Source organism: Streptomyces sp. NPDC031049 (assembly GCF_055571015.1).
This window is the reverse complement of sequence record NZ_JBVIGC010000009.1, coordinates 1-21,704: the sequence shown is the minus strand read 5'-3', so window position 1 is coordinate 21,704 and position 21,704 is coordinate 1. Positions and strand designations below refer to the sequence as shown.

Sequence of the window (21,704 nt, the reverse complement as noted above, 5' to 3'; positions counted from 1 at the left end):
CGGCGCGCTCGTCCGTCACGGCGTCCTGTCCCTTCCCGGCGTCCTGGTCCGTGACGGCGTCCTGCTCCTTCACGGCGTGCTTGTCGCTCACAGCATCAGCTCCGATCGCCGCCGGGGGTTGATCCGCTCCCGCCAGGCACCGGCGAGGCCCGCGATCGCGAGGGTCGGGACGATGATGAACAGGCCGGGGAAGAGGGTCGGCCACCACTGGCCCGCCAGCAGCGAACCGCGCGCGTCCTGGATCAGGTTGCCGAGGCTCGCGGTGTGGGTGGGCAGCCCGAGGCCGAGGAAGGACAGCGCCGACTCGTGCCACATGGCGTGCGGCACCATCAGCACGGCCGCGAGCGCCGCCTGCGGCAGCACACCGGGCAGCAGGTGCCGTACCGCCACCCGCCACCGGGAGGCCCCGCCGGAGACGGCGGCGTCGATGTGGGGACGCGAGCGCAGGGACAGCACCTCGGCGCGGACGATCCGCGCCGTCGACAGCCAGTGGGTCAGCGCCACCGAGACCACCACCGGCCAGACGCCCGGCCGGAACAGCGCGACGATGAAGATGCCGAGCAGCAGATGCGGTACGGAGGAGAAGGCGTCGACGACCCGCATGACGCAGCGGTCGAACCAGCCGCCCAGGGCACCGGCGGCGGCGCCCACGGCGGTGCCGACGACGGTCGCGGTCAGCGCCGCGGCGACCCCGACCAGCAGGGAGACGCGCAGCCCGTACACACAGCGCAGCAGCAGGTCCCGGCCGACGTCGTCGGTGCCGAAGGGGTGCGCCCAGCTCGGCGGTCGCAGTTCGGCGGCCAGGTCGACGGCCTGCTGGTCGAGCTGGACCAGCGGCGGCACGAGGAGGACGGCGAGGACGGTGACGGCCACCAGGGCCGCGGAGGTGCGCACGCGCAGGGCGCGCGTGGAGCGGCGGTCGCCGCCGTACGACCGCCAGGTCCGCTTCTCGACGGGAGCGGGCGCGGGTGCGGGCGTCGGGGCCGGCGCGTCACATGTCACTGAGCTTCACCCTCGGGTCGAACAGTCCGTAGAGGAGGTCGGCGAGCAGGTTCCCGGCGAGGACGGCGGCGGTGGCGAGCGTGGTCAGCGCGGCCAGCAGCGGGAAGTCCACGGCGGTGGCCGCCTCGACGGTGGCCGCGGCGATGCCCGGCCAGCTGAAGACGCTCTCCACCAGCAGGGCGCCGGTGATGAGTTCGGGGACGCGGGAGCCGATCAGCGTGAGCACCGGCAGCAGCCCGGAGCGCAGGGCGTGGCCCAGCAGCACGGTGCGCTCGCTCAGCCCGCGGGCGCGGGCGCCGCGCACCGGGTCCTCGGCGAGGGCGTCGCCGACGCCCTGGCGCACGTACAGCGTGAACCAGGGCAGCTGGGAGACGGCGAGCACCCCGGCGGGCAGCACGATGTGGCTCGCGACCTGTCCGAAGGTGACCTGCCGGCTCGCGGTGTCGGTCAGGCCGCCGGCGGGGAGCAGGTCCCACTGGAGGGCGAAGAGCCACACGGCGAGCAGCGCGATCCAGAAGACCGGCGCGGCCTCCAGGGCGTAGGCGAGCGAGGTCACCGCCCGGTCGAGGAGCGAGCCGGGGCGGCGGGCGGCCAGGACGCCGAGCAGGGTGCCGACGAGGACGGCGACGGCGAAGGCCACGGCGCACAGCAGCGCGGACCACACCAGCCGCTCGGCGATCACCTGCGTCACCGGCTGCCGCATCACGGCGGAGTGGCCGAGGTCGCCGGTGAGGGCGGAGGTCAGCCAGTGCCACCAGCGGCTGACGAAGGGCTCGTCGACGCCGAGGTTGGCGCGCAGCCGGTCCAGGGTCTCCTGGTCGGCGCCCAGGGCGGCGGTGCCGGCGTAGGCCTTGACGGGGTCGAACGGGGAGGCGGCGGCGATCGCGAACACCGCGAACGTGACGACGACCAGGACCGGGGCGGCGAACAGTGCCCGCCGCCCCGCCAGCCGTGCCATCGCTCCCCAGGGCAGGTTCCGGGGGATCGGCGTCACTTCTTCGGCTGCCAGTCCTCGATGTTCCACCAGGGGCCGCTGGCGAAGCCGTGCTCGTGCGGTTCGAGCTGGGTGGTCAGTCCGCTCCAGCGGTCGGCGAGCACGTAGAGGTGGTCGATGTGGGTGAGGAAGGTGTAGCCGGGGTTCTCGGCCAGTTCCTTCTGGACGGTGGTGTAGGCGGCGCCGCGCTCCTTCGGGTCCTGGCTCTGCCGGCCCTGGTCGAGGGCCTCGTCGACGGCCGGGTTGTCGTAGCGGGCCATGTTGTTGAACCCGTCGCCGGCGAGGGAGGAGTGCAGCAGCGTGTAGAGCCCGAAGTCCGGGTCGCCGACGCTGCCGAAGCCGGCGAGCACCGCGTCGCGCCCCATCCGCGGCTCGATGACCTCCCAGGTGGCGCCCTCCACCTTCACCTCGACGCCGGCCTTCTTGGCGTCGGAGGCGTAGGCCAGGGCGTGGTCCTGGCGGACCTTGTCGCCGGAGGGGTAGTACAGGGTGAAGGAGGCGCGCTGCCCGTCCTTGACGCGGATGCCGTCCTTGCCGGGCTTCCAGCCGGCCTCGTCCAGGATGCGCTCGGCCTTGGCGAGGTCGCGCGGGCGCTCGATGCCCTCGGCGTACCAGGGATCGTCGGCGGGCAGCGGGCCGTAGGCGGGGCGGCCGGCGCCGTCGAGGATCCGGTCGACCATGGCCCGGCGGTCCACGGCGGCGTCCAGCGCCTGCCGGACGGCGAGGTCACCGGTCACCTCGTTCCCCGTGGGAAGGGTGACGGCCCGGAAGTCGTACGACTTCGCCTGGTACGTCCGCTTGCCGTCGTCCTTGGCGAAGGTGGCGGCCAGGTTGGGCGGGAGCACGGCGCCGTCGAGGTCGCCGGAGCGCAGCCGGGTGGCGCGGACGTTGTCGTCGGCGATGATCGCCATGGTGAAGGAGGTCACCTTCGGCTTGCCGCCCCAGTAGTGGGGGTTGGCCTTGAAGGTGAGCTTCTCGCCCTTGCTCCAGTCGGTGAGGACGTACGGCCCGGTGCCGACCGGCCGGGTGTTGAACGCACCGGTGTTGGGGTCCTGCTTCCCGGCGACGTGCTCGGGGACGATGGGCAGCACCGTGCGGGCGGCGAAGGGGGCGTAGGGGTACTTGAGGGTGAAGACGACCTCGTCGTCGCCGTTGGCCTCGACGCTCTTGACGGCGTCCAGTTCGCTCTTGGCGGTGTTGTTGGTCTTCCCGTCCAGCACGGTGCGGTACGTGTAGACCACGTCGTCGGCGGTCAGCGCCTCGCCGTCGCTGAACTTCACACCCTCGCGCAGGGTGTAGGTGTAGGTCCGGCCGCCGTCGGTGACCTCGGGAAGCTTCGCCGCCAGGGCGGGCTTCAGCTTCAGGTCGGTGTCGCGGGCGAGCAGCCCGTCGAAGATCTTGGAGTTGCCGTCCTTGCCGTAGCCGAGCAGCGGGCTGAGCGTGTCCGGCTCGGAGGCGACACCGATGACGACGGAGTCGGCGGCCTTGCCGTCGCCCGCACCGCCGGAGCCGCCCCCGGGGGCCGAGCAGGCGGTGAGGCCCGCGGCCATCGCCGCCGCCGCGGCGGCGGCGCTTCGTATCCGACGGGTTGTCATGTGTCCCCCATGCTTCTTGCCGGTGAGCCGTTGTTGCACATCGGACGCAATTAAAGCGCCCATCAAGGAACCTTCGCATCCACCGGGATTTGGGATACCGACTCGGAGGGCACTTCCGGATCATCGTCCGTCCTGATCACCCCGTATCGCCCCTTTTACTCTCGTGAAAACACCCAAGAGCGCCCGGCGAGGCGCGACAACCCTTGTTGGTTGAATTCTTTTGGGATACAAAACGGGGACCCGCAAGCGGACTTCCTTCCCCTCCCCGATCCCAGGAGCCCCGATGACCGCCCTGGACGACCGCTCCTCACCGGAGACCGGCACCGCCGTCAGCCCCGGCCTCTACACGTACGACCTGGCCCCGACGAAACGACAGGGCCGCCGCTGGGGCGCCTACAACGTCTTCACCCTCTGGGCCAACGACGTGCACAGCCTCGGCAACTACGCCTTCGCCATCGGCCTGTTCGCGCTCGGGCTGAGCGTGTGGGGCATCCTGGCCGCCTTCGCCCTCGCCTCCGTCCTGCTCTTCCTGCTGCTGACCCTCTCCGGGTTCATGGGGCACAAGACGGGCGTCCCCTTCCCGGTCATGAGCCGCGTCGCGTTCGGCGTCAACGGGGCGAAGATCCCGGCCGGGGTGCGCGGCGCCGTGGCCATCGCCTGGTTCGGGATCCAGACGTACCTCGCCGCCGTGGTCCTCAGCGCCCTGCTGGTGGCGATGTTCCCCGCACTGGCCGCCTGGGACACCGACTCCCTGCTCGGCCAGTCGGCACTGGGCTGGATCACCTTCCTGACCCTGTGGGGCCTTCAGGTGCTCATCGTCAGCTACGGGATGCAGATGATCCGCCGCTACATGGCGTTCGCCGCCCCGACGACGCTGATCACCATGTGCGCGCTCGCCGTGTGGATGTTCGTCCGGGCCGACGCCTCGATCTCCCTGTCGGTCGACGCGCCGCTCACCGGAGGCGCGATGTGGTTGCAGATCCTCCAGGCCGCCGCCCTGTGGGTGGTGATCTACGGGACGTTCGTGCTGAACTTCTGCGACTTCACCAGGTCCGCCAAGGACCGCTCCGCGATCGTCCGCGGCAACGTGATCGGCATCCCGGTGAACATGCTCTTCTTCGCCGTCATCGTGGCCGTCCTCAGCGGCGCCCAGTTCAAGCTCGACGGCCACGTCATCACCAGCCCCACGGAGATCGTCCGGACCATCCCGAACATGTTCCTGCTGGCGGCGGCCTCGCTCGCGCTGATCGCCCTGACGATCGCGGTGAACCTGCTCGCCAACTTCGTCGCGCCCATCTACGCGCTGGTCGACCTCTTCCCGCGCCGGCTGAACTTCCGGCGGGCCGCCCTCGTGACCGCCGTCCTCGGCCTGGTCATCACCCCCTGGAACCTCTACAACAGCCCGGCGGTCGTCAACTACTTCCTCGGCGGCCTGGGCGCCCTGCTCGGCCCGCTGTTCGGAGTGATCATGGCCGACTACTGGCTGCTGCGCCGGTCCCGGGTGAACGTGCCCGACCTGTACACCGAGGACGCGCGGGGCGAGTACCACTACCGGCGCGGCTACAACCCCCGTGCCGTCGCCGCCTTCCTCCCCAGCGCCGCGATCGCCGTGGTCGTCGCCCTGGTCCCGGCGTTCGAGGCCGCCGCGGGATTCTCCTGGTTCGTCGGAGCCCTCCTCGCCGCCCTGCTGTACACGGTCGTCGCGGACCGCGCCGCCCCCGTCCGGGACGTCGACGGCGAGGCCATCGCCGTGGCCGCCGAATAGCCCGCCCCTACCGGAGGCCCGCCCATGCGCATCCTCGTCGTCAACGTCAACACCACCCAGTCCCTCACCGACGCCATCGGCAGGCAGGCCGTCCTCGCCGCCTCGCCCGGCACCGAGATCGTCCCGCTGACCCCGGCCTTCGGCGCCGTCTCGGTGGAGGGCAACTACGAGAGCTACCTCGCCGCGGTCGCCGTGATGGAGACCGTCCGCGCCCACCCCGGCCCCTACGACGCCGTGATCCAGGCGGGGTACGGCGAGCACGGCCGGGAAGGACTCCAGGAACTGCTCGACGTCCCCGTCGTCGACATCACCGAGGCCGCCGCCAGCACCGCCCAGTTCCTGGGGCGCCGCTACTCCGTCGTCACGACCCTCGACCGCACCGTCCCGCTCATCGAGGAGCGGCTGCACGTCGCCGGGCTCGGCGCCCGGTGCGCCTCCGTCCGCGCGAGCGGACTGGGCGTGCTCGACCTGGAACGGGACGAGAAAACCGCGGTCGACGCCATCGCCACCGAGGCCGAACGGGCCGTGCGGGAGGACCGGGCCGAGGTGATCTGCCTGGGCTGCGGAGGCATGGCGGGCCTCGCGGACGCCGTCGTCGAGCGCACCGGGGTGCCGGTCGTCGACGGGGTGGCCGCCGCCGTGACCGTCGCCGAGTCGCTGGTCCGGCTGGGCCTGTCCACGTCCAAGGTGCGCACCTACGCACCACCGCGGCCCAAGCGGATCGTCAACTGGCCGCCCGTGGCGGGCTGACGCCGTCCGGCCGCCGCCGGGTCCCGGCGCCCGCCCGCCCCGTGTGCCGCCGGAGGCGTCGTTCGCTAAGGTCACCGTGCCGGTACGACGACGACAGAAGAAGGACGGGGATGGGCGCGTCTGGGGACTTCGCACCCGAGTCGGAGCGGGTGACGCGACAACTGCGTGACGAGATCCTCGACGGCGTGCGGCGCCCCGGCAGCCGGCTGGTCGAGCGGGAGCTGGCCGAGGCGCTGGGCGTGAGCCGCCTTCCCGTGCGGGAGGCGCTGAAGGCGCTGGTGGCCGAGGGGCTGGTGACCCCGCGCCCGCGGTCCTGGGCGGTGGTGCGGGAGTTCACCCCCAGCGACGTCGCCGACCTGGACGAGGTGCGCTCGGCCCTGGAACTGCTGTCCTTCCGGCTCGCCGCGCAACGGCACACCCGCGACGGACTCGACAGGCTCCGGGCCGTCGTGGACGCCGAACTGGAGGCGGCGCGGGCCGGGGACGCGGTGCGGGCGCGCCGCGCGGCGGCGGACTTCCACCAGACGGTCACCTCGCTGGCCGCCAACGAACTGCTGACCGAACTGGAGAACGTCCTGCGCAGCAGACTGCGCTGGCTCCTCGGCCAGCACGACGACCTGCTGGCCGTCGCCCGCGAGCACGAGGCGCTCTGCGACGCCATCGCGGAACGGGACGTGGCCAAGGTGGAGGCGCTGGTCCTCGAGCACCTGGCGAGCAGCCGCAAGGCGGCCATGGGGCACCGGCGGCAGACCGAGGGCTGAGCCCCGCGCGCACGGAAACACCGGCGTGGCGTTCCCGGGCCGGGGCTCGCCGCACCAGGGCGTCGGGGGTACCGGGGGTAGGGGGCGCCGGGGTGGCCGTCAGCGGATCTGTGCGGCGAACGCCGCGTACGCGCCGTCGTCGAAGAGGACAAACCGGACCTCCTCGACCGAGGTCCGCGCGGCGCGCACGGCCGCGACGGCGATACGGGCCGCGTCGTCCATCGGCCAGCGGTAGACCCCCGTCGAGATCGCCGGGAAGGCGACCGTGCGGGCGCCCAGTTCGTCGGCGACGCGCAGGGACTCGGCGTAGCAGGAGGCGAGCAGGCCGGAGCGGTCCTCGGTGGCCGACCAGACCGGGCCGACGGTGTGGATGACCCAGCGGGCGTCGAGGTCGCCGGCGCTGGTGGCGACCGCCTGGCCGGTGGGCAGGCCCTTGCCGTACCGGGAGGCGCGCAGCGCCCGGCACTCCTCGAGGATCGCGGGGCCGCCGCGGCGGTGGATGGCGCCGTCGACGCCGCCTCCGCCGAGCAGGGAGGAGTTGGCCGCGTTCACGAGGGCGTCGGCGCGCTCACGGGTGAGGTCGCCCTGGACGAGCGTGATCCGGGTGCTGTCCGCCGTCATGTCTGCCTCAGCCTCCGCCAGACGGCCTTCGCCGCGTTGTGTCCGGACATGCCGTGGACGCCGGGGCCCGGCGGAGTGGCCGACGAGCAGATGAAGACGGCCGGGTGCGGGGTGGCGTACGGGAACAGGGAGAGCTTGGGACGCAGCATGATCTGCAGGCCGGAGACCGCGCCGGAGGCGATGTCGCCGCCGACGTAGTTGGCGTTGCGGGCGGCGATCTCCGGCGGGCCGGCCGTGGCGCGGGCGAGGACGCGGTCCCGGAAGCCCGGCGCGAAGCGCTCCAGCTGGCGTTCGATCGCGTCGGTGAGGTCGCCGGTCCAGCCGTTGGGGACATGGCCGTACGCCCAGAAGACCTGCTTGCCCTCCGGAGCCCGGGTGGGGTCGGCGACGCCGGGCTGCACGGTGATGAGGAACGGCTTCGCGGGCGCCCGGCCGGTGCGGGACGCCGCGTGCAGGGCGGCGCCGATCTCCGTGCTGTCGGCGCCGATCTGCACGGTGCCCGCGGTGCGGGCCTCCTCGGCGGTCCACGGGACCGGGCCGTCCAGCGCGTAGTCGATCTTGAAGACGCCGGGGCCGTACCGGTAGTCGTCGTAGTAGCGCCCGAGGCCGGCGATCCTGGCCAGGGCGGTGGGCGAGGTGTCGAAGACGTAGGCGCGGGCGGGCGGCAGGTCGTCCAGGCGCTTGACCTCGTAGTCCGTGTGCAGGGCGCCGCCGAGGTCGGTGAGGTACGCGGCGAGCGCGTCGGAGATGGCCTGGGAGCCGCCGCGGGCCACGGGCCAGCCGCGGGCGTGCGCGGCGAGCGCGAAGACCAGGCCGACGGCGCCGGTGGCGAGGCCGCCGAGCGGGGCCATGACGTGGGCGACGAGCCCGGCGAACAGGGTCCTGGCCTTCTCGTCGCGGAAGCGGCGCATCAGCCAGGTCGCCGGGGGCAGGCCGACCAGGCCGAAGCGGGCGAGGGTGACCGGGTCGCGGGGCAGGGCGGTCAGCGGCAGGGACATGAAGTCCCGGGCGAGTGTGTCCCAGCGGTGCAGGAAGGGTTCGACCAGCCGGCGGTAGGTGCCCGCGTCGCGCGGGCCGAAGGAGGCCGCGGTCTCGCCGACGGAGCGGGCCAGGACGGCGGCGGAGCCGTCGGGGAACGGGTGCGCCATGGGCAGGGGGGCGTGCAGCCACTCGAGCCCGTACCGCTTCAGGGGCAGTCCGCGGAAGGCCGGGGAGTTGATCGCGAGGGGGTGTGCGGCGGAGCACGGGTCGTGCCGGAAACCGGGGAGGGTCAGCTCCTCGGTGCGGGCGCCGCCGCCGACGGTGTCCCGTGCCTCGAAAACGGCGACGGAGAAGCCGCGGCGGGCCAGCTCCACGGCGGCCGTCAGGCCGTTCGGCCCCGCACCCACCACGACGGCATCGAGCATCGACGGCACCTTCGGACCCCTTCGTCAGCCGACGGCCACTGAGATCAGGATAGGCCGCACCACCGACAGCCTTCCCGCACGGGTACGGACGGCCCTCCCGGGGCGGACGGCCGGGGCGGACGGCCAGGGCGGGCGGGGCGGGTGACTCCCTCGCGGACGGGCGGCCGGGGCCGGATGATCTCGGCGAAGCGGCGCGGCGGTGGGGGCCGGACGGGCTGGTGGAGGGCCGTCGGCTCAGGCGGCCTCGCCCGCCAGCAGGGCCACGACGCGGCGGGCGGTGGCGGCGTCGCGGGCCGCCGTGAACGGCAGGTCGTTGCCCCCCGTGATGCGGAACGGCTCGCCCGTGCGCGTCAGGTGCGTGCCGCCCGCCTCCTCCACCAGCAGCAGTCCGGCGGCGTGGTCCCAGGCCGCCTCCCAGGAGAACGCGGTGGCGTCCGACTCGCCACGGGCGACGGCGAGGTACTCCAGCCCCGCGGAGCCGCACGGGCGGGGAGCCACGCCCGGGGTGCGCAGTCCGAGCAGGGCGCGCTTCTGGTCCTCGGTGGTGTAGTCCGGGTGGGAGGTGGCCACCCGCAGCTCGCGGCCGGGCTCCGGCGGGCCCGCGTGCAGCCGCTCGCCGTCGAGGAAGGCGCCCTTGTCCCGTACGGCCGTGGCCAGTTGGTCGCGGGCGGGTGCGTAGGTCCAGGACGCGTGGACGACGCCGTGGTGCGCGAGCGCGACCAGCGTGCAGAAGCCGGGGTCGCCGTGCACGAACTGGCGGGTGCCGTCGACGGGGTCGACGATCCACACCGGTGCCCCGCCCCGGATCGCCTCGTAGGACGCCGGGTTGGCGTGCACGGCCTCCTCGCCGACCACCACGGAGCCGGGCAGCAGCCTGACGAGTTCCCCGGTGAGGTACTGCTCGGCCAGCCGGTCGGCGTCGGTGACCAGGTCGTGCGGTCCGGTCTTCTGGTCGACCTCGTGCGCGGCGAGCCGGCGCCAGCGGGGCATGATCTCCAGGGCGGCCGCCTTGCGGACGGCCTCTTCCACGTCGTCGGCGTACCGGGCGAGAAACTCGTCGATGGTTTCGCTGTCTTCGATCATGCCTCCATGAGAGCACGCCCCTGCGACAATCCCCACCCGGCCGGTGCACGGCGGGCGGAATCGACGTGAACAGCGGGTGCCGCCCCCGCTCACCGGCCGACCGCGTACCCCTGCATGCCCCGCGGATTGGCCGCCGCCGACAGGACGCCGGTGTCCGGGTCCCGCGCGACGGCGCACAGCCGCCCCTCGGACCAGGGGTCGCCGACCGTGACGTCGTGACCGCGGCGGCGCAGTTCGGCGACGACCTCCGGGGCCGTGCGGGACTCCACGGTGACGCTGCCGGGGCGCATCCCGCGCGGGAAGAAGGAGCCGGGGAAGCTGTCGTTGTGCCAGTTGGGGGCGTCGATGGCGCCCTGGAGGTCGAGACCGCCGCGCACGAGGGCGCCCAGCGCCACCGCCAGGAAGAAGTGCAGCTGCCACTGGTCCTGCTGGTCGCCGCCCGGCGTGCCGAAGGCCATGACGGGCACGCCGTCGCGCAGGGCGAGGGAGGGCGTGAGCGTGGTGCGGGGCCGGCGGCCGGGGGTGAGGGAGTTGGGCAGGCCCTCCTCCAGCCAGGTCATCTGCAACCGGGTGCCCAGCGGGAAGCCCAGTTCCGGCACGACCGGGTTGGACTGGAGCCAGCCGCCGCTGGGGGTGGCGGCGACCATGTTGCCCCAGCGGTCGACGACGTCGAGGTGGCAGGTGTCGCCGCGGGTGCCGCCGTCCGCGGCGACGTCCGGCTCGCCCGGCACCGGGGAGGCGGGGCCCTTGGCGACGGTCGGCTCGCCGGCGCCGGGCACCGGCCGGGCGGCCCCGTCCGCGGCCACCACGCGCGCGTGGGCGCACAGCCGCGGGGTGCGCCCACCGGGGCTGCCGGGCCGCAGTTCGCGACTGGCGCGGTCGCCGACGAGCGTGCGCCGCTCGGTGTTGTACGCGTCCGACAGCAGATCCTCGAGCGGCACCTCGGCCGCGTCGCCGTACCAGGCCTCCCGGTCGGCCAGGGCGAGTTTGCTGCCCTCGATCAGCAGGTGGACGTAGTCGGCGGAGCCGTGCGGGGGCAGTTCGGGCGGGAGCAGGGCCAGTTGCTGGAGCAGGACGGGGCCCTGGCTCCAGGGGCCGGCCTTGCACACGGTCCAGCCGTTCCAGTCGTAGGTCGCCGGCCTCTCGTAGGTCGCGGACCAGCCGGCGAGGTCGGCGGCCGTCAGGGTGCCGGTGTGCCGCTCGCCGCTGGTGTCCATGGTGGGCCGTGCGGCCTGCCGGACCAGGGCCTCGGCTATGAACCCGGTGCTCCACACCCGGCGGGCGGCCTCGATCCGCGCCTCCCGGCTGCCCGCGCCGCCGGTCTCCGCGAGCAGCCGCCTCCAGGTGGCCGCGAGGGCGGGGTTGCGGAACAGGTCGCCGGGCCGGGGCGCGCGTCCGCCCGGCAGGTAGACCTCGGCCGAGGAGGTCCACTCGGTCTCGAACAGTTCCCGGACGGTCTCCACCGCCGCGCCCACCCGCTCCACCGGCGGGTGCCCGTGCTCGGCGTAGCCGATGGCGTACTTCAGCACCTCGGCGAGGGACTTGGTGCCGTGGTCGCGCAGCAGCAGCATCCAGGCGTCGAAGGCGCCGGGCACGGCGGCGGCGAGCGGGCCGGTGCCGGGGACGAGGTCCAGACCGAGCCCGCGGTAGTGCGCGATGCTCGCCCCGGCCGGGGCCACGCCCTGCCCGCACAGCACCCGCACCTCGCCGCCGGCCGGCGCCAGCAGGATCGGCACCTCCCCGGCCGGCCCGTTGAGGTGCGGCTCGACGACGTGCAGCACGAACGCGCCGGCCACGGCGGCGTCGTAGGCGTTGCCGCCGTCCTCCAGAACGGCCATCGCCGACTGGGAGGCCAGCCAGTGGGTGGAGGACACCATGCCGAAGGTGCCCTGGAGGGTGGGGCGGGTGGTGAACATCCGGGTTCCGACCTCGCTGTCTCGCTCGACGACCGGCCCGCCGGGTTCTTCTGACGGGCCGTTGAGGAGCGGCCGGGGGCGCGGTCGGCCCTGTTCCGTCCGCTGCCCCGGCAGGCTATCGACCGCCCGGGAACCGGAGTCCGCCGCCCTTCGGCTCCGCTGGACCGCCGTCGCCGTCCTTCGGCTCCACTAGACCGCCGACAGGACCCCGGCCAGTTCGTCCAGGCCGTCCACCCGCAGGTCGAAGGTGTCGGCGGGCGTCGGAGGGTCCCCGGCCGGCCGCCGCACGTAGGCGGTCCGCATGCCGACCGCCTGTGCGCCGCGCAGGTCCCAGGCGTGGGCGGCGACCATCAGCACCCTCTCCGGCGGGCATCCGGCCGCGTCGAGCGCGAGCCGGTAGACCTCCGGCGCCGGCTTGTAGGCCCGGGCGTCCTCTGCGGACAGCGCCAGGTGCCAGCGCAGCCCGGCGTGCGCGCCGAGGCGGAGCAGGGCGGCACGGCCGGCGTGGGAGAGCGCCATCACGGGCCGGCGGTCCGCCAGGCGGGCGAGTCCTGCGGCGGAGTCGTCCCAGGGCCGCAGGCGCTGCCCCGCGGTGGCCAGCCGCTCGACGGCCGCCGGGTCGGCGAGCCCGGCGCGGTCGGCCACGCGCCGGGCCGCCTCGCGGTCGAGGGCCGCGGAGCCGGCGTAGGGCCGGCTCCCTTCCCCGATGCGCCGCTGCTCGCCTTCGACGTGCTCCTGCCACACGGTGCGAAGCCGGTCGAGGGTCGCGTCGTCGGCGTCGGGCACCGCCTCGCCGATGGCCGCCCGGAGCCCGCCCGGCTCGTCGACCATCGTTCCGAGGACGTCGAAGACGACGACCTCGATGTCACCTGCCTGGACCATCCGGTCTCCTCCCCACAGCGGTCGGGTCACGACGCCGCACAGCCTGACCCGGCGCGGCGGCCCGGGGCCCGATTACGCCGTTCGTGGCATGTCACGCCCTGTCAGGCGGCGGCCGGCCGGCGGGAGGGAGGGGAAGAACCCGCCGGTGGGGGACCGGACATAACCATACCGATGGGTGTACCGTCGAAGGGTGACTACTACACAGAGTGGGACCGCCAGACGGAGCAGCCGGCCGCACGGTGTGCCGCATCTGACGCCGGCCAGCGTGAAGATCCTCGAGACCGCCTCCCGGCTCTTCTACGACGTGGGGATCCGCGCGGTCGGCGTGGAGGCGATCGCCGAGGAAGCGGGTGTCACGAAGAAGACCCTCTACGACCGCTTCGGGTCGAAGGACGGCCTGATCGTGGCGTATCTGCGGGCCCGCGACGGCCTGTGGCGCTCCACCCTCGTGAAGTACGTCAACGGCCACGACGGACCGCCGCGCGCGAAGCTGCTGGCCACGTTCGGTGCGCTGCGGGAGTGGATGCGCGAGCGCAACTCCCGGGGCTGCGCCTTCGTCAACGCGTCCGTGGAACTGCCCGCGGACCACCCGGGGCGGGAGGTCGCCCGCGAGCAGAAGGCCTGGCTCCTGGCCTACATGGGCGACCTGGCCACGCAGGCCGGCGCGAAGGACCCCGCGGCGCTCGCCGCCCAGCTGCTGATCCTGCACGAAGGGGCGTGCATCGCCGACTCCATGGGATCGGTGGACCAGGCGGTCGACCGGGCCGAGCAGATGGCCGCCGCCCTCATCGAGTCGTCACTGGCCGGCTGACCCCGCCGGCCCGCCGGCCGCAGCGGCGACGCCCGGCGCCGCCCCCTCCCCCGCCGCCCCGGCGCCCGTGCCGCGGGACGAGCCGCAGCCGGGCGAGGCGTTCAGGAAGAAGTCGGCCGCCCGGCGCATCGCCTTCATCCGCTCGGACCTCGCGTCCAGGCACTTCGCCAGCTTGGTCGCGTAGGCCCGCAGCAGGTTGTCCAGGCGGTAGTGCCGCTCGTCGTGGTGCCGGATCAGATGGGCGTCGGCGAGGTTGCGCAGCAGCAGGGAGGCCTCGTCCTGCCCCACGCCCGCGGTCGCCGCCGCCGCGGCGGGGTTGATCGTGTAGCTGGGCAGCAGGCCCAGCAGCCGGAACATCCGCGCGGTCCGCTCGTCGAGCGTCTCGTACGAGGTGGAGAACGCGTCCCGCAGAGCCACGTCCCCCGCGGCGAGGTCGAGCCGGGCGTCCTCGGGTTTGAGGTCGGCGGCGAGCGTACCGGCGCTGTGGTGCCGCCGGCTGACGATGTGCTCGGCGGCCAGCACCAGCGCCAGCGGCAGGTGCCCGCAGCGCTCGGCCAGGACGGCCACGGCGGCGGGGTCGGCGTCGGCGCGGGCGTCGCCGATGAGCGAGCGGATCAGCCGTGCCGCCTCCGCCCCGGGTAACTCCTGCAAGGTCAGGGTCACGGCCCCCACCAAGGAGATCAGGCCGGGCAGCTGGGGGCGGCTGGTGACGACGACGGCGCAGCCGGGCGAGCCGGGCAGCAGCGGCAGGATCTGCCGGGCGTCGGCCGCGTTGTCCAGGACCAGCAGCACCTCCCGGCCGTGGAGGACGGAGCGGAGGGTGGCGGCCCGCTGGTCCAGGTCCGCCGGGATGTGCTCGGCGGGCACGCCGAGGGCGCGGAGCAGGTCCTCCAGTACGTCCAGCGGTGCGGCCGCGGTGCCGGGGCCCGGGCCCTGGAGGTCGACGAAGAACTGCCCGTCCGGGAAGCGTCCGGCGTTCACCGCCCGGTGCGCGGCACGGACGGCGAGCGCGGTCTTCCCCACCCCCGGCGGTCCGTCGACGACCACGACGGGGACACCGAGGGACCGCTCGTCCCCGCACAGCACACCGTCGAGCCGGTCGAGCAGGGCGTGGCGTCCGACGAAGTGCTGGGTCGCCGCGGGCAGTTGGGCGGGGCGGACCCAGCCCCGGTGCTGCCGGGAGGCGGCTTCCAGGGCCGTGGCGATGGTGGTGAAGGTGTCGCCGACGTCCAGCGCCCGGTCGCAGGCCTCGGCGAAGGTGACCGAGGGGGGACGCTTGCCGGTCTCGACCTTGCTGACATGGCCCCGGTCGAAGTGCACCCGTGAGGCCAACTGCGCCAGGGACAGGCCCCGTTGCTGGCGGCGGGCCCGGAGCAGCTGACCGAACGACGCGGGGGCGGGGGCGGCGGCCGGGGCCCGGCCGGCGTTCCCGCGGGAGGGACTGATGGCCGGTGAGTGGTGCGCGGTTTCTCGCAGCATGGTGAATCCCCTCGAACCGTGGAGCCGTCGGTGCGTGGTGTAGGACCGGGTGGGTCGGGTCGCGGACGTCGAGCAGGTGGGCGGACGGGGGCGGGCCGTGCGGGGACGGGCCCGCCCCGGCGCAGGCCCGGCGGGCCCCGGGGACGGGGGCCGGGCACGGCGTCCGCCCCGGGGCGGACGAAGGCCGGGCACGGCGGCCGTCCCGGGGCGCACCGGCCCTCACGGACCGGTGGGGCCGGCGTCCCCGCGGGCGGGGTGGGCGCCGGCGTCGCTCATGTCGTGGCCAGCAGATCGTCGAGGGTCGGGAACCGGGCGGCGATGCCGTCCGGCGGGAACCGGCTGCCCCCGCCGTCCGGCGTCTGACGGAAGCGGATCGCGGTGAACGACGGGCGCGAGCCCATGTCGGACCAGTGCGCCGTCCGGCCGGGCACGGACAGCAGGTCACCGGCGGTGCACACCACGGCGTGCACCCGGCCCGCGACATGGAGGCAGTAGCAGCCGGTCCCCGTGACGAAGAAGCGCACCAGGTCGTCGTCGTGCACGTGCTCGTCGAGGTATTTCCGGCGGGCCGCGCGCGCCCGCCGGGGCCACCGGGGGTCGGCGGGTTCGGGCGGCATGCGCACGATGTCGACGAACCGGTAACCACCCTCGGCGCTGATGTGGTCGATGTGGCTCCGGTACGCCTTCATGATGGTGGCGTCGGCGGCACCGGCCGGAACCCGGTGGGTGGGGTGCCACCGTTCCAGACGCACGCCGATGTCGAGCAGCTCGCCGCGGATGACGTCCAGGTCCTCGGTGCGCAGCCGCACCGTGTCCGGCGCGTCCTCCGGCATGATCTGAAGCAGTGTCACCCGACGGGGTCCTTCACGGCGCCGCCGGGGCGTCCGGCCGGCGGCCGCAGCCGGCTGAGCGACTCCAGGCACTCCAGCCGGTCGCGGGCCTCGTCGAGGTCTCGCCCCCAGGTGAGGACGCCCTGCCGGGCCAGGAACAGGGCGGGCAGGGGGCCGGCCGGCGGCGCGTGGAGACGGGCGGTCACGTCCTCGGCGGTGCGCAGGACGTCGCGGCCGCAGGGCAGGACGGGGACCTCGATGCGGCGGGAGTCGCCGGGGCCGAGGGGGCAGGCCGGTCCCGGGTCCTCGAAGACGACGCGGCCGAGCGGCCCGGCGCCGGTGAGGGTGGCCAGAGCCGTGCCGTACGGGGGGTGCGCGTACAGCACCGCGCCGCCGCCGGGCAGCTGCCGGTGGACCGCCAGGTGGACCGGGGTCTCGGTGGGCGGCCACTCGGTCTCGCCGAGCAGCGGCAGCCCTTGGACGGGGTCGACGAGCACCGTGTCCTGGGGGGACGGCGCCGCGTCGCTCCGGCCGCCGGCCGTGATCAGGACCGCCTCACCGGTGCGCACCGAGGCGCTGCCGGAGGTCCCCGGCAGGTGGCCGCGCCGGCGCAGGGTGCGGCAGGTGGCCACGAGGCGCGCGCGCAGCGGTCCCGGGTCCTCGTGGATGTGTACGGGCTTCACGACTCGTCTCCTCCAGCACCGGTCTGCGCATCCGGCCGGCGGCCGGGACAGACCGAGGTGCGTCGCTTCCCTCGGCGGGTTCCTCGTGGGGCCCCTCCGGGGGCGGCCGACGCGGAACGGCGGTGGGAACTCCACCCTCGCCCTTCGGACGGACTCTTCGGCGAGGTATACCCACCGGTTTAGTTACATCCTAGGGAGGCGATCTTCCGGGCGTCAACAGCTCCCGGCGCCGGGTGGCCGGAGCGAGGCCGCTTGCGCCGCGCGGACGGGCCTGGTACCCCGACCGGGCCGAACGCGCCCTTGTGCCCCGGTTCATGACGGTGTGACGGGAAGACACCGATGCCGCGAAGGTGACAGAAACCGGTGCCCCGTACACGGGCGTGCGGCCGGTGGCCGGGACCGAAGGGCGGTCAGCGGGGCCGGTGTTGCGCCGTGTTGCCTCGCGACAGACAACAGGCACGCCCTGTACAGCTTTGCGAGCGACCGCCGATAGTGAAGTTGCTTCCGCCACCGGCGGGACCGTCCGCGACAAAAGGACGCCATTCCCCATTGCCCGGATCAGCCGACACCGAGGTCGGGCAAGCCGATCCGGCTTCCGGTACAGACCGGCTGGGCGCGCCACTTGCTCTCCGGCTCGGGGTGGATCGGGATTTCTCGCTGAGACAGCGCAGTCATGACGCAGGAGGCGCACATGGGTACGGAGTTCGACCAGGCCGAGATGACGATTTCGCCGGCCGCTTTCTTCCAGCTCGCACAGACCTCTCGCATACGCTCCACGATCGGGCTCACGCTCTCGGACCATTCCTATCTGCCGAAGGCGGACGAGCCCCGCGCCGACTGGGTCGCGAGCGTGGCCGTGCCGGCGTTCAAGACGCTGGCCCGCATGGGCGTCCTCGCCCCGCGGTTCTGCACGGTCGGCACGGGCGCGGGCCTGGACGCCCTGGCGGCGGTGGAGATCCTCCAGGCGCGCACCGTCGGCTTCACCGACCTGCACGAGGACGTCCTCGCGCACGCCCGGGAGAACATCCGCGGCAACGTCCTCGGCCGGGACGTCGAACTGGTCGGGGCGGCGGGTGACCTCCTGTCCCCGCTGGCCGGCCGGATGTCCGAGGTCGACGTGGTCTACGAGAACCTCCCCAACATCCCGATGGCCGGGGAAGGCGACCTCGACGAGGGCCAGACCAGCTCGACGTTCATCACCGGCCGCAGCGAGGAGATCCCCGGGTTCGCCGAGAAGAACCTCGTCACGCTGCACTACCTGGCTCTCCAGCAGGCGCACCCGATCCTCCGGGTCGGCGGCCGGGTGCTGTCGTCGATCGGGGCGCGCGTGCCGCTGTCGGAGATCCTGGCGCTGTCCGGGGCCGCCGGATACAACGGCAGCATCCTGACCTTCACCTGGAAGGTGCAGTCCGAGCCGCACGAGGTGGTCGGCGGTTACGCCCGGTGGGAGCGGGAGGGGCTCGGGCCGTTCCACTTCTACCCGGTGGACGTTTTGCGCGAGGCGTTCGCGGGGCTCACGGCCGCGGCGGCGGGCGCGCAGGCCCTGCAACTGGAGGCCGGGCTGGCGCCCCACGCGATGCCCGCGGTGGACGCCCTGGCCCTGGTGGAAAAGGGCGAGAAGGTCGGCCACACGGTCGCGATCCTCGATTCCGTCAAGATTCCGGACACCGCTCTCTGACACCGGCGGCACACCACACGGCCGGCGCGGCGGCAAAGGCCCGGTGCGGTGTCCGGCACGGCGCGTCACACAACTTGGCGCGTTCGCCACTCCGGTCCGTTCGCCGCGTTCGCGGGAATTCGACCGCAACTTCCCTCAGCATTCAGTAAGGGTCGGCATGAACATCCAGTCGTTCATTGGCAACACCCCTCTCGTCGAACTCACCACTTTCGATGTCCCCGCGGATGTTCGGATATTCGCCAAGGTCGAGTTCGTGAATCCGGGAGGCAGCATCAAGGACCGGATCGTCGGCTACATCCTCGACGACGCCGAGCGGCGCGGCCTGCTTCTGCCGGGGGCCACCATCATCGAGAACACCTCCGGGAACACGGGAGCGGCGATCGCGATGACCGCGGCGGCCCGCGGCTACCGCGCGATCCTGACGATGCCGGACAAGGTGAGCAAGGAGAAGCAGGACGCCCTGCGCGCGATGGGCGCGGAGGTGATCGTCTGCCCGACGCCGTCCCCGCCGGACTCGGCCGAGCACTACGTGGCCGTCGCCCGTCGGCTGCACGCCGAGACACCGGGCTCCTTCATGCTCGACCAGTACGACAACCCCCTCAACGCCGAGGCGCACTACCGCTCGACGGGGCCGGAGATCTGGAGCGAGCTGGGCATGTCGCTGACGGCCTTCGTGGCGTCGGGCAGCACGGGCGGCACCATCTCCGGCACGTCGCGGTTCCTGAAGCAGCGCAATCCGGCCGTGCGCTCGGTGCTGCTCGACCCGGCCGGTTCCATCTACCACCGCTACTTCCACCAGGGCGTCGTCGACCCCGGGCAGATCGCTCCGTACTTCGTCGAGGGCGCGGGCGAGGACCACCTGGCGCAGTGCATGGACTTCTCGGTCGTCGACGACGTCCTGCGGTTCACCGACGCCGACGCCTTCGCCACCTGCCGGCACCTGGCGCGCCGCGAGGGCCTGGTGTGCGGCGGCACCTCGGGGGCGAACGTGTGGGGCGCGGTGCAGGTCGCCCGGTCGCTGCCGGGGCCCGCGAAGGTCGTCACGGTGCTGCCGGACAGCGGGACCAAGTACATGTCGAAGATCTACAACCCCGACTGGCTGGCCCGGCACGGGTTCGACGCCGGCGAGAACCACGCACTGGAGCCGGCCTCGTAATGGGAAGCACGAAGAAGAACGTGGCCGCCGCGCTGACGGCCGCGCTGCTGTGGGCCTTCGCCTTCGTCGCCCCGGCCGCGGTCCAGCCGGCGAGCGAACTGCTCCTGGTCACCGGCCGGTACACGCTGTTCGGCCTGTGCGGACTGTACGTCCTGTGCCGCGACCGGCAGGCGCTGCGGGCGATGCCGGTCCGACGCGTCCTGTTCGGGCTCTACATCGGGTTCGTCGGGTACTTCGTCTTCTACGTCTGCGTCTCGTATTCCGCGACCGCGGGCAGCGGCTTCATCACCGCCGTCGTCGTGGGGTCGTCGCCGATCACGATCGCGGTGGCCGGCAACTTCGCGGAGCGGCGCATGTCCTGGCGGGAGCTGATCCCCCCGGTCGTCCTCATCCTCGCCGGTCTCACCCTGCTCAGTGCCTCGGACTACATCCAGGGGCGTTCGGAGCGCGCGGGCGACTCGCTCTTCGGCATCGCCCTGGCCATCATGGCCATGCTCACCTGGTCCTACTTCGTGGTCCGCAACGCCCAGTCGCAGCGCACCTGGGAGACCAAGCCCGACCCGACGATCTGGGCCGCGCTGGTGGCGATGGGCGCCGGCGGTGCCTCCATGGTGCTGCTGCCCTTCGCCATCGCCACCACTCCGGACGAGACCTTCGAGCCGTACCCCCTGTTCAAGATCATCGCCTGGTGCGTGTTCCTCGGCGTCATCGGATCGTGGTGGGGGACCTACATCTGGGTGAAGGCGGCGCAGGGGATCCCCGTGCCGCTGGTCGGTCCCCTCCTGGCCACGGAGACGATCTTCGGGGCGATCCTCAGTCTGCCGGTGGAGCAGCGGATGCCCACCTGGACCGAGGTCGGCGGCGCGCTGTTCATCCTCGTCGGCATCGCCGTCTACATGGTCTTCGACGTACGCAACGCCCGCGCCAGAAGCGTCCCCGACGGCGGTGCCGACAGAGCGGACGACGCGTCCGACGTGCCCGCGGTGACCTAGCGCGGCACCGCCCCCCCCGCCAGGCCCCGGCGGCCGGCCCGGCCGCCACCGAACACGCACTTCCCCTGACAGCTGACCTCACCGGTTCCGAAAGGGAGGACCCCCATGAGCAACTCGTTCACCAACATCAAGCAGTCGCACGTCTTCTTCGACGACTCTCCCGGGCTGAAGGACTACTACGAGGACTGGGCGGCCCGCTACGACGTGGACCTGGCGGACCAGAAGTGGGTGGCGCCGCGGATCGCCGCCAACCTGGTCCATCTGCTCGCCTCCGCCTACGGGTCGCCGCAGACGACCGTCTTCGACGCCGGCTGCGGCACCGGACTCGTCGGCCGGGTCCTCAGGACGCTGGGCGACTACGTGATCGACGGTGTCGACCTGTCGGAGAACATGGCCGCCGAGGCCCTCCGGACCGATGCGTACCGGAAGGTCCACGGAGGCGTCGACCTCTCCGCGCCCCGGCGGGACGACCGCCTGGACCAGTACGACATCGTCGTCAGCAGCGGGGTGTTCACGCTGGGACACGTCCGTCCCACGGCCCTGCTCACGCTCGTCGAGTACGCCCGGCCCGGTGGCCTGATCGTGGTGTCCACCCGCGGCAGTTACGCGGCGGAGACGGGGTTCGAGGACTTCGTCCGCTCCCCCGAGGTCAGCGCACGGGCCCGGCTGCACATGACGCTGCGCAACGCCCACTACATCGCCGAGGAGGGCGCCGACTACTGGGTCTTCCGCACGGCCGGGGCGGTGTGAGCGCCGGCGCGGACCGCTGATCCCACCGGGGCGGACCGGTGGCCCGAGCCCTCCCGGCGGCGCCGGCCCCCGGCGGGGAGCGGGCACGGACACTCCGGTTCCGCCCCCCGGGGGGCCGCGCGCCCCCGTGTGCGCCACCTGCCGACACGTGCTCACTCACCACCGTCTGGAGTGTCATGTCCCGTCGTCTGTTCACCTCGGAGTCCGTCACCGAGGGCCACCCCGACAAGATCGCCGATCGGATCAGCGACACGATCCTGGACGCCCTGCTGCGCCAGGACCCCGCCTCCCGCGTCGCCGTCGAGACCCTGATCACCACCGGCCAGGTCCACATCGCCGGCGAGGTCACCACCCAGGCCTACGCCGACATCGCCACCCTGGTCCGCGACACGATCCTCGACATCGGCTACGACTCCTCCGCCAAGGGCTTCGACGGCGCCTCCTGCGGCGTGTCCGTCTCCATCGGCGCCCAGTCCCCCGACATCGCCCAGGGCGTCGACACCGCCTACGAGACCCGCGTCGAGGGCGACGCCGACGCACTCGACCGCCA

The 21,704-nt window shown here is 73.4% G+C and carries 20 protein-coding genes; 9 read left to right on the top strand and 11 right to left on the bottom strand.

What is annotated here, in order from left to right; all coding sequences use genetic code 11:
* Positions 1-87: 87 nt before the first annotated feature.
* The 3 genes from ACZ45Q_RS16850 to ACZ45Q_RS16840 form a co-directional block, all read right to left on the bottom strand.
* The gene (locus tag ACZ45Q_RS16850) at positions 88-900 is read right to left on the bottom strand and encodes an ABC transporter permease (protein ID WP_468261791.1); all 813 of its coding nucleotides are present in this window, start codon (positions 898-900) and stop codon (positions 88-90) included.
* A gap of 91 nt (positions 901-991) precedes the next feature.
* Positions 992-1,960, bottom strand: coding sequence for an ABC transporter permease (locus ACZ45Q_RS16845; protein ID WP_468261232.1), 969 nt, complete (start codon positions 1,958-1,960; stop codon positions 992-994).
* 32 nt (positions 1,961-1,992) lie between these two features.
* Complete coding sequence (locus tag ACZ45Q_RS16840; RefSeq protein WP_468261229.1) at positions 1,993-3,591, bottom strand: ABC transporter substrate-binding protein; 1,599 nt, start codon at positions 3,589-3,591, stop codon at positions 1,993-1,995.
* Between the two features lie 283 nt (positions 3,592-3,874).
* Between ACZ45Q_RS16840 and ACZ45Q_RS16835 the strand changes: the two genes are divergently transcribed.
* The 3 genes from ACZ45Q_RS16835 to ACZ45Q_RS16825 all read left to right on the top strand — a co-directional run bounded on the left by ACZ45Q_RS16835 (position 3,875) and on the right by ACZ45Q_RS16825 (position 6,867).
* The gene (locus tag ACZ45Q_RS16835; protein ID WP_468261226.1) at positions 3,875-5,356 is read left to right on the top strand and encodes an NCS1 family nucleobase:cation symporter-1; all 1,482 of its coding nucleotides are present in this window, start codon (positions 3,875-3,877) and stop codon (positions 5,354-5,356) included.
* Between the two features lie 24 nt (positions 5,357-5,380).
* Positions 5,381-6,106 (top strand): aspartate/glutamate racemase family protein, encoded by a 726-nt coding sequence (locus ACZ45Q_RS16830; protein ID WP_468261223.1) that lies wholly within the window; start codon positions 5,381-5,383, stop codon positions 6,104-6,106.
* 110 nt (positions 6,107-6,216) lie between these two features.
* Positions 6,217-6,867: a GntR family transcriptional regulator gene (locus ACZ45Q_RS16825; protein ID WP_468261220.1), complete on the top strand. Its 651-nt coding sequence runs from the start codon at positions 6,217-6,219 to the stop codon at positions 6,865-6,867.
* Positions 6,868-6,966: 99 nt separating this feature from the next.
* Here the strand turns inward: ACZ45Q_RS16825 and ACZ45Q_RS16820 are convergent, their stop codons facing one another.
* The 5 genes from ACZ45Q_RS16820 to ACZ45Q_RS16800 form a co-directional block, all read right to left on the bottom strand.
* Positions 6,967-7,488 carry an O-acetyl-ADP-ribose deacetylase gene (locus ACZ45Q_RS16820; protein WP_468261218.1) on the bottom strand — a complete coding sequence of 174 codons (522 nt, stop codon included), beginning with the start codon at positions 7,486-7,488 and terminating at the stop codon, positions 6,967-6,969.
* On the bottom strand, positions 7,485-8,894 hold the full coding sequence (locus tag ACZ45Q_RS16815) for a phytoene desaturase family protein (RefSeq protein WP_468261214.1): 1,410 nt from the start codon (positions 8,892-8,894) through the stop codon (positions 7,485-7,487). Before ACZ45Q_RS16815 ends, ACZ45Q_RS16820 begins: the two co-directional genes overlap by 4 nt.
* Before the next feature lie 234 nt (positions 8,895-9,128).
* Entirely contained in the window at positions 9,129-9,977 is an 849-nt protein-coding gene (locus ACZ45Q_RS16810) for an inositol monophosphatase family protein (protein ID WP_468261212.1), read from the bottom strand.
* Between the two features lie 89 nt (positions 9,978-10,066).
* The gene (locus ACZ45Q_RS16805; protein WP_468261210.1) at positions 10,067-11,893 is read right to left on the bottom strand and encodes a gamma-glutamyltransferase family protein; all 1,827 of its coding nucleotides are present in this window, start codon (positions 11,891-11,893) and stop codon (positions 10,067-10,069) included.
* A gap of 189 nt (positions 11,894-12,082) precedes the next feature.
* Positions 12,083-12,775, bottom strand: a complete 693-nt coding sequence (locus tag ACZ45Q_RS16800; protein ID WP_468261207.1) for a haloacid dehalogenase type II — start codon at positions 12,773-12,775, stop codon at positions 12,083-12,085.
* Between the two features lie 265 nt (positions 12,776-13,040).
* Between ACZ45Q_RS16800 and ACZ45Q_RS16795 the strand changes: the two genes are divergently transcribed.
* Complete coding sequence (locus tag ACZ45Q_RS16795; RefSeq protein ID WP_468261204.1) at positions 13,041-13,586, top strand: TetR/AcrR family transcriptional regulator; 546 nt, start codon at positions 13,041-13,043, stop codon at positions 13,584-13,586.
* Here the strand turns inward: ACZ45Q_RS16795 and ACZ45Q_RS16790 are convergent.
* From ACZ45Q_RS16790 to ACZ45Q_RS16780, 3 genes are all read right to left on the bottom strand, one after another.
* Complete coding sequence (locus ACZ45Q_RS16790) at positions 13,572-15,065, bottom strand: helix-turn-helix domain-containing protein (protein ID WP_468261201.1); 1,494 nt, start codon at positions 15,063-15,065, stop codon at positions 13,572-13,574. The two genes, ACZ45Q_RS16795 and ACZ45Q_RS16790, sit on opposite strands and share 15 nt — an antisense overlap.
* 272 nt (positions 15,066-15,337) lie before the next feature.
* Positions 15,338-15,916: a cupin gene (locus ACZ45Q_RS16785; protein WP_468261199.1), complete on the bottom strand. Its 579-nt coding sequence runs from the start codon at positions 15,914-15,916 to the stop codon at positions 15,338-15,340.
* The gene (locus ACZ45Q_RS16780; protein ID WP_468261196.1) at positions 15,913-16,578 is read right to left on the bottom strand and encodes a class II aldolase/adducin family protein; all 666 of its coding nucleotides are present in this window, start codon (positions 16,576-16,578) and stop codon (positions 15,913-15,915) included. Before ACZ45Q_RS16780 ends, ACZ45Q_RS16785 begins: the two co-directional genes overlap by 4 nt.
* 691 nt (positions 16,579-17,269) lie before the next feature.
* Here ACZ45Q_RS16780 and ACZ45Q_RS16775 point away from each other — a divergent pair.
* From ACZ45Q_RS16775 to ACZ45Q_RS16755, 5 genes are all read left to right on the top strand, one after another.
* On the top strand, positions 17,270-18,256 hold the full coding sequence (locus ACZ45Q_RS16775) for a class I SAM-dependent methyltransferase (protein ID WP_468261194.1): 987 nt from the start codon (positions 17,270-17,272) through the stop codon (positions 18,254-18,256).
* Between the two features lie 157 nt (positions 18,257-18,413).
* Entirely contained in the window at positions 18,414-19,412 is a 999-nt protein-coding gene (locus ACZ45Q_RS16770; protein WP_468261191.1) for a PLP-dependent cysteine synthase family protein, read from the top strand.
* A complete protein-coding gene (locus ACZ45Q_RS16765) occupies positions 19,412-20,404 on the top strand; it encodes a DMT family transporter (RefSeq protein WP_468261188.1) in 993 nt (330 codons plus the stop codon). The genes ACZ45Q_RS16770 and ACZ45Q_RS16765 overlap by 1 nt, the downstream gene beginning before the upstream one ends.
* A 105-nt stretch (positions 20,405-20,509) precedes the next feature.
* Positions 20,510-21,154, top strand: coding sequence for a class I SAM-dependent DNA methyltransferase (locus tag ACZ45Q_RS16760; RefSeq protein WP_468261185.1), 645 nt, complete (start codon positions 20,510-20,512; stop codon positions 21,152-21,154).
* Between the two features lie 176 nt (positions 21,155-21,330).
* The coding region (locus tag ACZ45Q_RS16755) for an S-adenosylmethionine synthetase N-terminal domain-containing protein (protein WP_468261183.1) at positions 21,331-21,704 on the top strand (374 nt) is incomplete at its 3' end.

Excerpts from the sequence above, each read along its gene's own strand:
- ACZ45Q_RS16845 (WP_468261232.1), bottom strand. The coding sequence starts at position 1,960 with ATGGCACGGCTGGCGGGGCGGCGGGCACTGTTCGCCGCCCCGGTCCTG.
- ACZ45Q_RS16840 (WP_468261229.1), bottom strand. The coding sequence starts at position 3,591 with ATGACAACCCGTCGGATACGAAGCGCCGCCGCCGCGGCGGCGGCGATG.
- ACZ45Q_RS16835 (WP_468261226.1), top strand. The coding sequence starts at position 3,875 with ATGACCGCCCTGGACGACCGCTCCTCACCGGAGACCGGCACCGCCGTC.
- ACZ45Q_RS16830 (WP_468261223.1), top strand. The coding sequence starts at position 5,381 with ATGCGCATCCTCGTCGTCAACGTCAACACCACCCAGTCCCTCACCGAC.
- ACZ45Q_RS16825 (WP_468261220.1), top strand. The coding sequence starts at position 6,217 with ATGGGCGCGTCTGGGGACTTCGCACCCGAGTCGGAGCGGGTGACGCGA.
- ACZ45Q_RS16820 (WP_468261218.1), bottom strand. The coding sequence starts at position 7,488 with ATGACGGCGGACAGCACCCGGATCACGCTCGTCCAGGGCGACCTCACC.
- ACZ45Q_RS16815 (WP_468261214.1), bottom strand. The coding sequence starts at position 8,894 with ATGCTCGATGCCGTCGTGGTGGGTGCGGGGCCGAACGGCCTGACGGCC.
- ACZ45Q_RS16810 (WP_468261212.1), bottom strand. The coding sequence starts at position 9,977 with ATGATCGAAGACAGCGAAACCATCGACGAGTTTCTCGCCCGGTACGCC.
- ACZ45Q_RS16805 (WP_468261210.1), bottom strand. The coding sequence starts at position 11,893 with ATGTTCACCACCCGCCCCACCCTCCAGGGCACCTTCGGCATGGTGTCC.
- ACZ45Q_RS16800 (WP_468261207.1), bottom strand. The coding sequence starts at position 12,775 with ATGGTCCAGGCAGGTGACATCGAGGTCGTCGTCTTCGACGTCCTCGGA.
- ACZ45Q_RS16790 (WP_468261201.1), bottom strand. The coding sequence starts at position 15,065 with ATGCTGCGAGAAACCGCGCACCACTCACCGGCCATCAGTCCCTCCCGC.
- ACZ45Q_RS16775 (WP_468261194.1), top strand. The coding sequence starts at position 17,270 with ATGGGTACGGAGTTCGACCAGGCCGAGATGACGATTTCGCCGGCCGCT.
- ACZ45Q_RS16770 (WP_468261191.1), top strand. The coding sequence starts at position 18,414 with ATGAACATCCAGTCGTTCATTGGCAACACCCCTCTCGTCGAACTCACC.
- ACZ45Q_RS16765 (WP_468261188.1), top strand. The coding sequence starts at position 19,412 with ATGGGAAGCACGAAGAAGAACGTGGCCGCCGCGCTGACGGCCGCGCTG.
- ACZ45Q_RS16760 (WP_468261185.1), top strand. The coding sequence starts at position 20,510 with ATGAGCAACTCGTTCACCAACATCAAGCAGTCGCACGTCTTCTTCGAC.